General features: G+C 69.8%; 13 protein-coding genes and 1 riboswitch. All 13 genes read left to right on the top strand.

The annotated features are described in order from the left end of the window. The first annotated feature begins 99 nt into the window (after positions 1 to 99). Positions 100 to 849, top strand: a complete 750-nt coding sequence (locus ABTZ43_RS08975) for an amino acid ABC transporter ATP-binding protein (RefSeq protein WP_374612801.1) — start codon at positions 100 to 102, stop codon at positions 847 to 849. Between the two features lie 73 nt (positions 850 to 922). Continuing rightward, on the top strand, positions 923 to 1,831 hold the full coding sequence (locus ABTZ43_RS08970) for a glutamate ABC transporter substrate-binding protein (RefSeq protein ID WP_350538550.1): 909 nt from the start codon (positions 923 to 925) through the stop codon (positions 1,829 to 1,831). A 62-nt stretch (positions 1,832 to 1,893) separates the two neighbouring features. Next, the gene (locus ABTZ43_RS08965) at positions 1,894 to 2,541 is read left to right on the top strand and encodes an amino acid ABC transporter permease (protein ID WP_334151860.1); all 648 of its coding nucleotides are present in this window, start codon (positions 1,894 to 1,896) and stop codon (positions 2,539 to 2,541) included. Then, positions 2,538 to 3,473, top strand: coding sequence for an amino acid ABC transporter permease (locus tag ABTZ43_RS08960; RefSeq protein WP_350538549.1), 936 nt, complete (start codon positions 2,538 to 2,540; stop codon positions 3,471 to 3,473). The genes ABTZ43_RS08965 and ABTZ43_RS08960 overlap by 4 nt, the downstream gene beginning before the upstream one ends. Positions 3,474 to 3,516: 43 nt before the next feature. Next, positions 3,517 to 4,557, top strand: coding sequence for a phenylalanine--tRNA ligase subunit alpha (gene pheS, locus ABTZ43_RS08955; protein ID WP_350538548.1), 1,041 nt, complete (start codon positions 3,517 to 3,519; stop codon positions 4,555 to 4,557). Further along, positions 4,557 to 7,061: a phenylalanine--tRNA ligase subunit beta gene (gene pheT, locus ABTZ43_RS08950; RefSeq protein WP_350538547.1), complete on the top strand. Its 2,505-nt coding sequence runs from the start codon at positions 4,557 to 4,559 to the stop codon at positions 7,059 to 7,061. The genes pheS and pheT overlap by 1 nt, the downstream gene beginning before the upstream one ends. A gap of 95 nt (positions 7,062 to 7,156) precedes the next feature. After that, positions 7,157 to 7,873: a DUF402 domain-containing protein gene (locus ABTZ43_RS08945; RefSeq protein WP_350538546.1), complete on the top strand. Its 717-nt coding sequence runs from the start codon at positions 7,157 to 7,159 to the stop codon at positions 7,871 to 7,873. Between the two features lie 64 nt (positions 7,874 to 7,937). Continuing rightward, positions 7,938 to 8,900: an NAD-dependent epimerase/dehydratase family protein gene (locus tag ABTZ43_RS08940; protein WP_350538545.1), complete on the top strand. Its 963-nt coding sequence runs from the start codon at positions 7,938 to 7,940 to the stop codon at positions 8,898 to 8,900. 23 nt (positions 8,901 to 8,923) lie between these two features. Next, positions 8,924 to 9,017, top strand: a riboswitch (TPP riboswitch). After that, positions 9,008 to 9,856, top strand: coding sequence for a hydroxyethylthiazole kinase (thiM, locus tag ABTZ43_RS08935; RefSeq protein ID WP_350538544.1), 849 nt, complete (start codon positions 9,008 to 9,010; stop codon positions 9,854 to 9,856). (Overlaps the previous riboswitch by 10 nt.) After that, positions 9,853 to 12,003, top strand: a complete 2,151-nt coding sequence (gene thiD / locus ABTZ43_RS08930) for a bifunctional hydroxymethylpyrimidine kinase/phosphomethylpyrimidine kinase (protein ID WP_350538543.1) — start codon at positions 9,853 to 9,855, stop codon at positions 12,001 to 12,003. The genes thiM and thiD overlap by 4 nt, the downstream gene beginning before the upstream one ends. Before the next feature lie 279 nt (positions 12,004 to 12,282). Beyond that, on the top strand, positions 12,283 to 13,335 hold the full coding sequence (argC, locus tag ABTZ43_RS08925; protein ID WP_056421124.1) for an N-acetyl-gamma-glutamyl-phosphate reductase: 1,053 nt from the start codon (positions 12,283 to 12,285) through the stop codon (positions 13,333 to 13,335). Beyond that, positions 13,332 to 14,489, top strand: coding sequence for a bifunctional glutamate N-acetyltransferase/amino-acid acetyltransferase ArgJ (gene argJ / locus ABTZ43_RS08920; protein WP_056421126.1), 1,158 nt, complete (start codon positions 13,332 to 13,334; stop codon positions 14,487 to 14,489). The genes argC and argJ overlap by 4 nt, the downstream gene beginning before the upstream one ends. Beyond that, positions 14,486 to 14,834: acetylglutamate kinase (gene argB / locus ABTZ43_RS08915; RefSeq protein ID WP_350538542.1), on the top strand; the 349-nt coding region annotated here is incomplete at its 3' end. The genes argJ and argB, both read left to right, overlap by 4 nt.

The following is a 14,834-nucleotide window of genomic DNA, read 5'->3' as shown; positions in this document are numbered from 1 at the left end:
CGCGTCCGGGGCGCGGTCCGATGCCTCGCGCGGTTACGAACGTGTAAATGTCGCCGCGTCCGTGTGGAGCCACGTGTTCGACCTGGCTAGTTTGGAGAAATGATGACCTCTGGTAAGCCTCTCGTCGTTGTCGACAACGTTCAGAAGCACTACGGCGACTTCCAGGCACTGACCGATATCGATCTCACGGTCAACGCCGGCGAGGTCGTCGTCGTGATCGGCCCGTCGGGTTCCGGCAAGTCGACGCTGTGCCGCACCATCAACCGCCTCGAGACGATCACGAGCGGGTCGATCAGCATCGACGGCAAGGAGCTGCCGGCCGAGGGCAAGGGGCTCGCGAACCTGCGCGCCGACGTCGGCATGGTGTTCCAGTCGTTCAACCTGTTCGCGCATCTCACGATCCTCGAGAACGTGACGCTCGGTCCCATCAAGGTCCGTGGTCTTAAGAAGGCCGCCGCCGAGAAGGAGGCCATGCAGCTCCTCGAGCGCGTCGGCATCGCGAAGCAGGCATCGAAGCTCCCCGCGCAGCTCTCGGGCGGACAGCAGCAGCGCGTGGCGATCGCCCGTGCGCTCGCGATGCACCCCAAGGTGATGCTGTTCGACGAGCCGACCAGCGCACTCGACCCCGAGATGATCAACGAGGTGCTCGATGTCATGGTCGACCTCGCGCACGAGGGGATGACGATGATCGTCGTCACCCATGAGATGGGCTTCGCCCGCAAGGCCGCCGACCGGGTGGTCTTCATGGCCGACGGCCGGATCGTGGAGGAGGCGACTCCTGAGGAGTTCTTCACGAACCCGAAGAGCGACCGTGCCAAGGACTTCCTCTCGAAGCTCCTCACGCACTGACGCGCAGCACGACGCACTTCCGCACTCACGCACTTCACAGACCCTGCACACACAGCACACGAAGGAGACGCACATGCGACGCACACGGACACTGGCAGGCATCGGGATCGCCGCGGCAGCGCTGCTCGCGCTGACCGCCTGCAACAGCGGCAGCCCGTCCAGCCCCGGAGCAGGAACCGGCGGCGAGGAAGAGGGGGGCGACAGCACCTGGTTCGAGGTCGCGACAGACGTCGACCTCGAGGGCAGCCCCACGTTCGACGCGATCAAGGATCGCGACAAGGTCGTCGTCGGCGTCAAGGAGGACCAGCCGGGTCTCGGCTACCTCGACGTGACGACGAACGAGCGCACCGGTTTCGACGTCGACATCGCACGCTGGATCGCTGCATCCCTCGGCTATGACGAGGACAAGATCGAGTTCAAGGCGATCGCCTCCGCGAACCGCGAGCAGGCCATCGTCAACGGTGACATCGACTACTACGTCGGCACCTACTCGATCACCGACAAGCGCAAGGAGCAGATCGCCTTCGCAGGCCCGTACTTCATCACGGGCCAGGGCCTGCTGGTGGCCGCGGACAACGAGGACATCAAGAGCGAGGCCGATCTGACGGCTGACACCACGGTGTGCTCGGCGACGGGCTCCACCCCGATCCAGAACATCCGCGACAACTACCCGGACGTCCCCACCAAGGAGTTCGACCTGTACTCCGCGTGCGTCGAGGCGCTGCTCTCCGGCGAGGTCCAGGCTGTGACCACCGACCAGGCGATCCTGATCGGCTATGCGGCGCAGGACCCCGACAACCTGAAGGTCGTCGGCGAGCCGTTCACCGAGGAGCGCTACGGCGTGGGCGTCGCCAAGGATGACGCGGCACTGCAGGAGTTCATCAACACGATGTTCACCGACGGTGGCGACATCTGGCAGGCGATCTTCGACAAGAACCTCGGTTCCTCCGGCATCGAAGTCAGCCAGCCGGCCGTCGACTGACCGATCGAGGGGGTGGCCGTCCGCGGCCACCCCCTCCTCACAACCCTGAAGGGGAGGACGGCGTGGACGTCATCTTCGGAAACCTCGATCTGTGGGGTGAGGCGCTTCGCAACACCCTGCTGATCTTCTTCGGCGGCGCGGTGCTGGCGCTCATCCTCGGGTTCATCGTCGGAGCGATGCGAGTCGCACCCGTGCCGATCGCACGGGCCGTCGGGACGCTGTACGTGAACCTGATCCGGAACACCCCGCTCACGCTCGTCTTCTTCTTCTTCATCTTCGGCTACCCGCAGCTCGGGCTCCCGAAGCTCAGCACCACGGTGCTCGGCATCCTCGCCATCGGCATCTACACCGCGACCTACGTCGCAGAGGTGATCCGGGCCGGCATCAACACGGTTCCGGTCGGGCAGGCCGAAGCCGCACGCGCGATCGGGCTTCCGTTCGGCCAGGTGATGACGCTGGTGATCCTGCCTCAGGCCTTCCGCTCCGTCGTGCCTCCGATGATGAGCGTGTTCATCGCCCTGTTGAAGAACACCACGGTGGCCGCCGGCTTCTCGGTGCTCGAACTCGGCGCGATCCGCTCCTACCTCAGTGAGCGCGGCGAGAACGCACTCGTCGTCCTGCTCTGGGTCGCCGTCATCTTCGTCGCCCTGGTCCTGCTGCTCAGCTGGCTGCAGCGCTATCTCGAGAACAAGTGGAGGATCGCGCGATGACTTCCGTCCTGTACGACGTCCCCGGTCCCAAGGCCATCCTCCGCAACCGACTGATCGGTGTCGCGACGGTCGTGGTCGTGCTCGCCCTGCTCGGCTTCATCGGCTACCGCTTCTACGAGAGCGGCCAGTTCGACGCCTCACGGTGGTACGTCTTCACGTTCAGCGCCGTGTGGACCCAGATCTTCGGCGCACTCGGTCGCACGCTCGCCGCATTCGGGCTCGCGGCGCTGCTCGCCCTCGTGCTCGGGTTCGTGCTCGCGATCGGACGGATGTCCGACCACGCCTGGGTTCGCATCCCGGTCACCGCGATCACCGAGTTCTTCCGGGCCGTCCCCGTGCTGGTGCTCATGATGCTGCTGTACTACGGACTCCCCGTACTCGGCGTCAAGATGGAGCCGTACTGGGCCGTCGTACTGGCGCTCATGGTCTACAACGGCTCCGTGCTCGCAGAGGTGCTGCGCGCCGGCGTCGAGTCGCTGCCGCGCGGACAGAAGGAGGCCGGGTTCGCGATCGGTCTGCGCAAGAGCGGTGTGATGCGCCTGATCCTGCTGCCGCAGGCGATCCGCGCCATGCTCCCGGTGATCGTCGCACAGCTCGTGGTGACGCTGAAGGACACCGCCCTCGGCTTCATCATCACGTACCCCGAACTGCTGTACTTCGCGAAGCAGCTCACCTCGCAGCAGGGTCGCCCCGTGCTGCAGTCCGCGTTCGTGATCGGCGGCATCTACATCGTCATGTGCCTGATCCTCTCGGGTGTGGCGCGGTGGCTCGAGATCCGCACGCGCCGCTCGCCGAAGCTGAAGGGCTACACCCCGGACGCCGGTGATCGCGATCCACGCCTGCACGGCGACGGAACCGTGACCGAGGTGATCGCGATGCAGCGCGGCGCAGGCAAGTTCGACGGCACGAGCGGCGGCGCAGGACCCTCGTGAGGCGGCGCGGGGTGACCGCCGTGCGCCGGTAGACTCCTGTCTCGTGTCTGAGTCTCCCGAAATCACCCCGGAAGCCGTCGAGGCCGCTGTCGCAGCCGCCCTCGAAGCGATCGCCGCAGCCGCCGATACGGCCGAGCTGAAGGCAGCCCGAGCAGCCCATGTGGCCGACGGTTCGCCGCTCGCCGTGCTGAACGCCTCGATGCGTCAGGTCGCCCCTGAGAACAAGGCCGCGTTCGGCAAGCTCGTCGGCCAGGGTCGTGGGCAGGTGACCAAGGCGCTCGCCGCCAAGGAGGCCGAGCTCGCCGCCGCCGAGGTGGCCGCCCGCCTCGAGGCCGAGCGCGTCGACATCACGGCCGTGCCGTCGCGCACGCGCGTCGGTGCACGGCATCCGCTGACCCTGCTCAGCGAGCAGATCTCCGACATCTTCGTCGGCATGGGATGGGAGATCGCGGAGGGACCGGAGCTCGAGCACGAGTGGTTCAACTTCGACGCCCTGAACTTCGACGTCGACCACCCGGCCCGCCAGGAGCAGGACACGTTCTACGTCGACCCGACGTCGCGTCATCTGGTGATGCGCACGCACACGAGTCCCGTGCAGGTGCGCTCGATGCTCGACCGCGAGGTGCCGATCTACGTGCTGTGCCCCGGCCGGGTCTACCGCACCGACGAGTTCGACGCGACCCACCTGCCGGTGTTCACGCAGTTCGAGGGCCTGGTCATCGACAAGGGCATCTCGATGGCGCACCTCAAGGGCACGCTCGACCATGTCGCGCGTCAGCTCTTCGGGCCCGAGGCGAAGACGCGCTTCCGCACCAACTTCTTCCCCTTCACCGAGCCCTCCGCCGAGCTCGACCTGTGGCACCCGACCTTCAAGGGCGGTGCGCGCTGGATCGAATGGGGCGGCTGCGGCATGGTGAACCCGAACGTGCTGCGCGCGGCGGGCATCGACCCCGATGTCTACAGCGGCTTCGCCTTCGGCATGGGCGTCGAGCGGGCACTGATGTTCCGCAGCGATGTGCAGGACATGAGGGACATGGCAGAGGGCGATGTCCGATTCAGCGAGCAGTACGGGATGGTGGTGTGATGCGCGTCCCGCTTTCGTGGTTGCGTGAGTACGTCGATCTGGCAGCGGATGCGACGCCCGAGGACGTCCTCGCGGCGATGGTCACCGTGGGCTTCGAAGAGGAGGACGTGCACCGCTTCGACATCTCCGGCCCGGTCGTCGTCGGTCAGGTCGTGTCGCTCGAGGCGGAACCGCAGTCCAACGGCAAGACGATCAACTGGTGCCAGGTCGACGTCGGCGCGGCGAACGGCGGCGTCCGCGGCATCGTCTGCGGCGCCCACAACTTCGTCGCAGGCGACAAGGTCGTCGTGACGCTGCCCGGCGCCGTGCTGCCCGGCCCGTTCCCCATCGCGGCACGCAAGACCTACGGGCACGTGTCGGACGGCATGATCGCATCGGCGCGCGAGCTCGGCCTCGGCGACGAGCACAACGGCATCCTCGTGCTCGCGGACCTCGGAATCGACGCGCCCGTCGGCACCGACGCCATCGGCCTGCTCGGGCTCGACGACGTCGCGGTCGAGATCAACGTCACCCCCGACCGCGGGTACGCGTTCTCGCTGCGCGGTGTCGCCCGCGAGTACTCCCACGCCACCGGCTCCTCCTTCCGCGACCCCGCCGAGCGCGACGTCGCCGAGCTGCAGCCCGGCACCGGCCACACGGCGATCGTCGACGATGCGGCACCCATCCGCGGCAGCGCCGGCGCGAGCGAGTTCGTCACCCGCGTGGTGCGCGACGTCGACCCGTCACGGCCGACCCCGCCGTGGATGATCGCCCGTCTGTCGCTCGCCGGCATGCGCTCGCTCGGCATCCTCATCGACATCACGAACTACGTGATGCTCGAGCTCGGCCAGCCGCTGCACGGATACGACCTCGACCGTCTCACCGGCGGCATCACGGTGCGCCGTGCGGCGCACGGCGAGAAGATGACGACCCTCGACGGCCAGGAGCGCACGCTCCACGGCGAGGATCTGCTGATCACGGACGAGTCGGGACCGATCGGCCTCGCGGGGGTCATGGGCGGCGGCACGACCGAGATGAGCGAGTCGACGCGGAACGTCCTCATCGAGGCCGCGACCTTCGACCCGATCACCATCGCCCGCACCGCCCGTCGCCACAAGCTCCCCAGCGAGGCGTCCAAGCGGTTCGAGCGCGGCGTCGACCCGCTGGTGCCGTTCGTGGCGGCGCGCCGGGCCGCGGATCTCATGGTCGAGCTCGCCGGAGGATCGCTCACCGACGAGGGTGGAGCGCTGTTCGCGGAGGTCTTCGTCGGCGACATCCACCTGCCCGAAGGCTTCGTGCAGGCGCTGATCGGCGTCGACTACACGGATGCCGAGATCACCGACGCTCTGACGATGATCGGCGCCGAGGTCACCGCGGCCGAGGGCGGCTGGCTCGTCATCCCGCCGACCTGGCGTCCCGACATCACCGACAAGTGGTCCCTCGCCGAGGAGGTCGCCCGCATCCACGGTCTCGACCGCATCCCCTCGGTGCTTCCGACGCCGCCTTCCGGTCGTGGTCTGACCGCGCACCAGCAGGGTCGCCGGCGGGTGGCCGACGCCCTCGCCGCGGCGGGACTCGTCGAGACGCCGTCGTTCCCGTTCACCACGGCGGCCGAGAACGACCTGCACGGCTCCGCATCGGGAGAGCACCTGCCCAGCATCCGGCTCGCGAACCCCCTCGACGGATCCGCGCCGTTCCTGCGCCGCTCGCTCATCCCGGGCCTGCTGCAGATCGCACATCGGAACATCTCGCGCGGCCTCACGGATCTCTCGCTGTTCGAGACCGGTGTCGTCTTCCTGCCCGAGCCCGGTGTCGAGTACGGCACCGACGAGGTCCCGCCGCTCGGTGAGCGCCCGTCGGACGAGACGCTGGCAGCGCTGAACGCCTCGATCCCGCCGCAGCATCGTCACGTCGCCGTGCTGCTCACCGGGAACGTCGTCGTGCGCCAGCCCGGCCGCACCGCCGAGGTCGCGGGTCTCTCCGAGGCTCTCGACGCGGTCCGTGTGATCGGTGCCGCCGCCGGGGTCGACATCGATGTCGCGCAGGGGCGTCGCGCCGCTCTGCACCCGGGGCGTACCGGCGTGCTGTCGGTCGCGGGCGTCGAGATCGGATACATCGGCGAGCTGCACCCCGACGTCTCGGCCGCGGCCGACCTGCCGGGGCGAGCCACGGTGCTCGAACTCGATCTCGACGGCATCCTCACGCTCGCGACCCCTCGTGCCGTGGCGGCATCGTTGTCGACGTTCCCTGCCGCCACCCAGGACGTGTCCCTGGTGATCGACGCGGGCGTCGCCGCCGGCGAGGTGCGCGAGGCGCTGGCCGAGGGGGCAGGGTCGCTGCTCGAGGGCATCCGCCTCGTCGACGACTACCGCGGCGACGGCCTCCCGACCGGGCAGAAGAGCCTCACGTTCGCGCTGCGCTTCCGTGCCGATGACCGCACGCTGACCGCCGCGGAGGCGACCGAGGCGAAGCTCGCCGGTGTCGCCGTCGCGTCCGAGCGCTTCGGTGCGATCCTGCGCGACTGATCCGCAGCGCTCATTGCACGAGGCCCGCCTCCTCTCGGGGATGCGGGCCTCGTGCACGCTCAGCCTCTCGGAACGGGCGGCGATAGCGTGTGCTGATGAGCATCCTCCCTCACAGCACTCCCGCGGCGGTGCCCGACGGTGTCCGGCCGATGGGCGAGGCGCCGTTCCTCCGGCCCGGAGACCAGATCGACTGGCACTATCGCCCGCCCGGCTGGCAGCCGGGCGACGCGTCGACGATCACGCCCATGCGCGTGGTGCGCGACGACGAGCACGGGCTGGTGGCCTGGCTCGCACCCGGGACGCTCCAGGAGGCGCAGGGGACGACCGAGGGGGAGCGCATCCGCACCGTGCCACTGGACCGCCGCTGGCTCGACCCTCGTACGCGCATCGTGGAGGAGTGGTGGGGCAACGGGATCCTGCGCATCGCACCCGCCGGCGCCGCCTGGTCCGTGTGGCTGTTCTGGAGCGCGGCGGAGGGGTCGCACTGGCGCTTCGCGGGCTGGTACGTGAACCTCGAGAACGCGCATCTGCGCACCGATCGAGACACGTACTCGTCGGATCACATCCTCGACGTGCAGATCGACGCCGAGGGGAGCGTGCGCCTCAAGGACGAGGACGAGCTGGCGGCCGCCATCGAGCAGGGCCGGCTCACGGGTGAGCAGGCCGCGCAGATCGAGCGCCATGCATCCGCTGCGATCGAGTCGTTCCGGGCGGGCGACTGGCCCTTCGACCCCGAGTGGCAGCTGTGGCGCCCCGACCCCTCATGGACGGTCCCCGAGCTCTCCGGCATCGGAGAGCTGCGCAGAAGGTGAGCGCGGCATCCGCCCTGAGCGGACGCCCCTTCCCCTGCGCGGCGGATGCTGGTGGCATGGGCGCATGACAGATGTGCTGATCCTCGGAGGAACGGGCTGGCTGTCGGGCTGCATCGCCCGACGGATGCTGATGAACGGGGCGACCGTGATGTGCCTCGCGCGGGGTGGGCGGCCGTCGCCTGACGGCGCGAGCCTCGTGCTGGCCGACCGCGACGACCTCGCGGCGTACGACGCCGTGTCGGCTCGCGACTGGGATCACGTGATCGACGTCTCCTCGCGTGCGGAGCACGTCGACCGGGCCGTGGCCGCGCTGGGCGACAGGGCGGCCCGGTGGACCTACATCTCGTCGGTGTCGGTGTACGCCGACGACGAGACGGTCGGTGCGGACGAGTCGGCTCCGCTGCACGCCCCGGCGGAAACCGGTGACGACGAGTACGGCGCGCAGAAGGTCGCGGCCGAGAACGCCGTGCGCGCCCTGGGAGAGCGTGCGCTGATCGTGCGGCCCGGTCTCATCGTGGGCGAGGGCGACCCGAGCGATCGCTTCGGCTACTGGGCCGCGGCGTTCCTCCGCTCGCAGGACGGACCCGTGCTGGTGCCGAGCTCCGAGGCACGCCACGCGCAGGTGATCGATGTCGACGACCTGGCGGAGTTCGTCGCGACGGCGTCGGCGACCGGGATCGTCGACGCCGTGGGCGACCCTCATCCGCTCGCCGATGTCCTCTCCTCCTTCCGCCGCGCTGCGGACCACCGTGGCGAGATCGTGACGGTCGACGACGAGCGGCTGATCGAGAAGGGCGTCGCGTACTGGGCGGGGGAGCGATCGCTTCCGCTCTGGCTCCCGACCGACATGACCGGTTTCATGACCCGGGCGAACACGCGGTACCGCGCCGCGGGCGGTGTGCTGCGGCCCCTCGCCGAGACGATCGCGACCGTCGTCGCCGACGAGCAGGAGCGAGGAACCGATCGCGACAGGCGCGCCGGGCTCACCCGTGTCGACGAGATCGAGCTGCTGCAGCGACGAGGGTGATCTCCGGGCGTCGCTAGACTTCGAGCAGTGACACGGGGTGCCGCATCCGCGGCTGAGAACAGACCCGTCGAACCTGATCTAGTTCGTACTAGCGAAGGGATGTCGCGGTGAGCGATCGTCTGCGTCCGGAATCCGAATCGACCCTGGCGGCCTCGGCCGCCCAACTGCTGTCCGCGCTGCGTGGGTCGCCACCGCTGACCCACTGCATCACCAACACCGTCGTCACCGGGTTCACGGCCAACGTGCTGCTGGCTCTCGGGGCGGCACCCGCGATGGTCGACATCGTCGACGAGGCGGGGCTCTTCGCGGGAGTCGCGTCCGGGACGCTGATCAACCTCGGAACCCCGACTCCCGAGCAACGTGCCGCGAGTCTCGAAGCCGTCGCCGGTGCTGTCGCCGCGGGCACACCCTGGGTTCTCGATCCGGTCGCGATCGGTTCGCTGCCCGTGCGCACGGCGCTCGCACACGACCTCGTCGTCTCGCGGCCCACGGCGATCCGCGGGAACGCCTCCGAGATCCTCGCACTCGCAGGGCTCACCGCCGGGGGTCGGGGCGTCGATGCCACCGACACCACCGATGCCGCCTCCGACGCCGCCCTCGCCCTCGCCGCCCGTCACGGTTCGGTCGTCGCCGTCTCGGGACCCGTCGACCTGATCACCGACGGGCGGCGCATCGTGCGGATCGCGAACGGCGACGAGCTGCTCACCAGGGTCACCGGTGGCGGGTGCGCACTGGGCGCCTTGATGGCCGCCTTCCTGGGGACTGCCCGCACGGTCGGGATCGATCCGCTGACCGCCGTCGCGTCGGCGAGCCTGGTGTACACGGTCGCGGCGGAGCGCGCCGCCACACGGGCCTCGGGCCCCGGCAGCTTCGCGGTCGAGCTCCTCGACGCGCTCGCGTCGGTGGGGCCGCGTGACATCGCTGACGCGGCACGGGTCGAGGAGCGTGCGCTGTGATCGCGGACCTCTCGCTGTACCTGGTCACGGACCCGGATCTCTGCGGGGAACGCGGTGTCGTCGAGACTGTCCGCCGCGCCGTCGACGGGGGTGTGCGGATCGTGCAGCTGCGGGACAAGACGGCGACGGATGCCGAGACCACGGCGCAGCTCGTCGAGCTCTCGCGCGTGATCGACGGTCGGGCACTTCTGGTCGTGAATGACCGCCTGGATGCCGCCATCGCCGCGCGGGAGCAGGGTGCGCGGGTCGACGGCATCCATCTCGGGCAGGGCGATGCATCGGTGCTGCGCGCGAGAGAAGCTCTGGGCGCCGAGGCGCTCATCGGCCTCACGGCGAACAGTCGGGAGCACTTCGAGGCTGTGCGCGCGCTGCCGCCCGACACGATCGACTACCTGGGCGTCGGCGTCGTCCGCCCCACCGCCACCAAGCCCGACCATCCGCCGGCCCTCGGCGTCGAGGGCTTCCGTGCCCTCGTCGAGACGACCGTGCTCCCGTGCGTGGCGATAGGAGGGGTGGGCATCGACGACACCGAGCGGCTGCGGAGCGCGGGTGCGGCCGGCCTCGCCGTGGTCTCGGCGCTGTGCGCGGCTGCGGATCCGGCCGAGACCGCTGAGGTGTTCGTGCGTCGTTGGCGCGCGGCGGGCACGCCACGGGTGCTCAGCATCGCCGGGAGCGACCCGTCCGGCGGAGCCGGGATCCAGGCGGACCTCAAGTCGATCGCCGCGAACGGCGGTTACGGCATGGCGGCGCTCACTGCGCTGACCGCTCAGAACACCACCGGTGTGCGGGGCGTTCATGTGCCGCCCGCTGCCTTCCTGCGCGAGCAGCTCGACGCGATCTCCGACGACATCGTCGTCGACGCGGTCAAGGTCGGGATGCTCGCGAACGCCGACGTCATCCGCACGGTCGCCGACTGGCTCGATGCCGTTCGGCCGCCGATCGTCGTCCTCGATCCGGTGATGGTCGCCACCAGTGGCGACAGGCTGCTCGACCGGGATGCCGAGGCGGCATTGCGCGAGCTCCTCCGGCGTGCACACGTCGTCACCCCCAATCTCGGCGAGCTCGCCGTGCTGGCCGGGCGGACGATCTCGGGATGGGACGACGCGCTCGCGGCCGCGGAGGATCTGTCGACGGCGATCGGGGCGGCCGTCCTGGTCAAGGGCGGGCACCTCGAGGGGGACGACGTGCCCGACGCGCTCGTGGACACCGGAGAGGGAGTGCGATGCGAGTTCCCGGGCCGTCGGATCCGCACCGCGAACACCCACGGCACGGGGTGCTCGCTCTCGTCCGCGCTGGCCACACGTCTGGCTCGCGGCGAGTCGGCCGTCGACGCCGTCGCCGCGACCCGGGCGTGGCTGCGCGAGGCGCTGCGCGAGAGCGAGGCGCTGAACGTCGGTCGTGGTCACGGACCGGTCAGCCACTTCGCGGGGCTGTGGGAGCGCGGCGGGCTCGAGACGAGACCGACGCCGGAGCAGATCCGCGCCGAGTGGTGGACGCGCACGGCCGATGTGAGGGCGAGGATCGACGAGCTCCCCTTCATCCGCGGCCTGGCCGACGGCACTCTCGCTCGGGAGCCGTTCGTGTTCTACCTCGCGCAGGACGCGCTGTACCTTCGCGAGTACGCCCGCGTGCTCGCCGAAGCCTCACGCCTCGCTCCCACTCCGCACGAGCAGGCGTTCTGGGCGCGTTCCGCCGAGGGGGCGATCATCGGAGAGCTCGAGCTGCACGCGTCGTGGCTGACCCCGGGTGAGGGCGTGGATGCGGCGATGTTCTCGGTCGCTCCCGCTCCCGCGACCGTGGCGTACCTCGACCATCTGCGCTCCGTGGCGTTCGGCGGTGACTACGCCGAGCTCGTCGCCGCGATCCTGCCGTGCTTCTGGCTCTACACCGACCTCGGCCGGCGCCTGCACGCGGGGGAGTTCGGCGAGTCCGCGCAGGATCCCCGGCACCCGTACGCCTCCTGGCTCGCGACCTACGCGGACCCGGCGTTCGAGGATGCGACGGCTGAGGCGATCGCCCTCGTCTCGGCCGCAGCGGCGACCGCCGCGCCCGCCACCCGGGACCGGATGCTCCGCGCGTTCGAGGTGTCGAGCGCCCACGAGCTCGCCTTCTTCGCCGCACCGTCAGCCACCGCGGTCTCTCCGTGACGGAGCGGATTTGCGCATGCCGCGACGAGCGCGCTATCGTCGCGGCATGTCCTCGGCCGCCGCCTTCGCTCCCGCCACGCGGTTCCTGAGCGCGCGCAGCGAGTCGAAGAGCGTTCCGAGCGTCGTCGCCGTGCGCCGACGCCGCAGCGGCCGCCGACTCTAGGCGACCCTGCGCTTCTGCCTGCACGTGCACGGCGGTCGAGTGCCGGTGTCGCCGCCTCCGGTCCCCGACACCGCTCCCTCGAATTCCCCGAGGGGTCCGACCGTTAAGGTAGAAGCATGACGTACTCCGTCGCCGTCTCCGGCGCATCCGGCTACGCGGGCGGCGAGATCCTGCGCCTCCTCGCGTCCCATCCCGACATCGAGATCCGCACGGTCACCGCGCATTCGAATGCCGGACAGCCGTTGGTCGAGCATCAGCCGCACCTGCGCTCGCTCGCCCACCTCACCCTTCAGGACACGACCCCCGAGATCCTCGCGGGGCACGACATCGTCTTCCTCGCTCTGCCGCACGGGCAGTCCGGTCAGTACACCGACGCGCTCGGCGCCACGCCGCTCGTGATCGACGCCGGAGCCGACCACCGCCTGACCTCGCGCGCATCATGGGATGCGTTCTACGGCGGCGACTTCCACGAGCCGTGGGCGTACGGCGTGCCCGAACTGCTCGTCGGCGGCGCCAAGCAGCGCGAGACCCTGCGCACGGCGACGCGCATCGCAGCCCCCGGCTGCAACGCGTCGACCGTGAGCCTGAGCCTCGCACCCGGCGTCGCGGCGGGAGTGATCGACCCCGGCGACATCGTGTCGGTGCTCGCCGTCGGTCCGTCGGGGGCGGGGAAGAGCCTCAAGACCACCCTGCTCGGCAGCGAGATCCTCGGCACGGCCAATCCCTACGCGGTCGGCGGCACCCACCGGCACATCCCCGAGATCAGGCAGGCGCTCGCCGCCGCGTCCGGGGCGGCACCCGAGGGCATCCGCATCTCTTTCACGCCCGTGATCGTCCCGATGGCGCGAGGGATCCTGGCGACCTCGACCGCGCCGATCGTCGACGGCGTCAGCGATGCCGAGATCCGGGCGGCGTGGGAGCAGGCATACGGCGACGAGACCTTCGTGCAGCTGCTGCCCGAAGGGCACTTCCCGCGCACCGCCGACGTCCTCGGCGCGAACACCGCGCTCATCGGACTCGCGATCGATCGCGCGGCGAACCGCGTGACCGTGGTCACGGCGGTCGACAATCTCGTCAAGGGCACCGCAGGCGCTGCCATCCAATCCATGAACCTCGCGCTGGGACTGCCCGAGTCCCGCGCCCTCTCAGTGAACGGAGTCGCGCCGTGAGCGTCACCGCCCCCGCAGGATTCGAGGCGGCCGGAGTCGCCGCCGGTCTGAAGTCGACCGGCAAGCCCGATGTCGCCGTGGTCGTCAATCGAGGTCCCCGCAAGGTCGGCGCCGCCGTCTTCACGAGCAACCGCGCCAAGGCCAACCCGATCATCTGGTCGCAGCAGGCCGTCGCCGACCGGATCGTCGAGGCCGTCGTGCTGAACTCGGGCGGAGCGAACTGCTTCACGGGCAGCTTCGGCTTCCAGACGACGCATCAGACCGCCGAGAAGGCGGCGGAGCTCCTGGGCGTCAGCGCCGGCGACGTGCTCGTCTGCTCGACCGGTCTCATCGGCGTCGGCGACGAGGTCTTCCGCGGCAAGGTCCTCGCCGGCACCGAGCAGGCCATCGCCGAGCTCTCGTCCGAGGGCGGCGAGGTCGCGGCCGAGGCGATCATGACCACAGACAGTGTGGCGAAGACCGCCGTCGTGAGCCGTGACGGCTGGACCATCGGCGGGATGGCGAAGGGGGCGGGCATGCTGGCCCCGGGCCTCGCCACCATGCTGGTCGTCATCACCACGGATGCCGTGCTCGAACCGCTCGACGCGGATGCCGCGCTGCGTGCCGCGACCGGAACCACGTTCGACCGGCTCGACTCCGACGGGTGCATGTCGACCAACGACCAGGTCACGCTGCTCGCCAACGGCGCGTCGGGGATCGTCCCCGACGTCGAGGAGTTCTCGGCGGCCCTCGCCGAGCTGTGCCTGCAGCTCGCGGTCAAGCTGCAGGGCGACGCCGAGGGCGCGAGCCATGACATCACCATCGAGGTGCAGCACGCGATGTCCGAGGGGGAGGCCGTGGAGGTCGGTCGCTCGGTCGCGCGGAACAACCTCTTCAAAGCCGCCATCTTCGGCAACGACCCCAACTGGGGCCGGGTGCTCGCGGCCATCGGCACGACGAACGCACAGTTCGACCCGTACGACGTGGACGTGTGGATGAACGGCGTCCGGGTGTGCAGCGAGGGCGGTCCCGATCGCCCGCGCGAGGAGGTCGACCTGACCCCGCGTGCGACCCACTTGGTCATCGATCTGAAGATGGGCGAGGCCACGGCCACGATCCTCACGAACGACCTCACCCACGACTACGTCCACGAGAACAGCGCCTACGCCTCATGACCGACATCCAGGACGTCACCCCGGACGTCGCCGCCGTGAAGGCCGCGACGCTCATCGAGTCGCTGCCGTGGCTGAAGAGGTTCCGCGACCAGATCGTCGTCGTCAAGTACGGCGGCAATGCGATGGTCTCCGACGAGCTGCAGGAGGCGTTCGCACAGGACATCGCCTACCTCCGCTACGTGGGCGTGCTGCCGGTCGTCGTGCACGGCGGCGGTCCGCAGATCTCGAACATGCTGCAGCGACTCGAGATCCCCAGTGAGTTCAAGGGCGGCTACCGGGTCACCAACACCGAGGCGATCAGCGTCGTGCGCATGGTGCTCACCGGCCAGGTCAACCCGCAGCTCG

Origin of the sequence: Microbacterium sp. NPDC097977 (assembly GCF_040302605.1) — a bacterium.
Lineage (GTDB): Bacteria > Actinomycetota > Actinomycetes > Actinomycetales > Microbacteriaceae > Microbacterium.
Note: the sequence above shows the minus strand (reverse complement) of the source record. Positions and strands in the feature narration are given on the sequence as shown.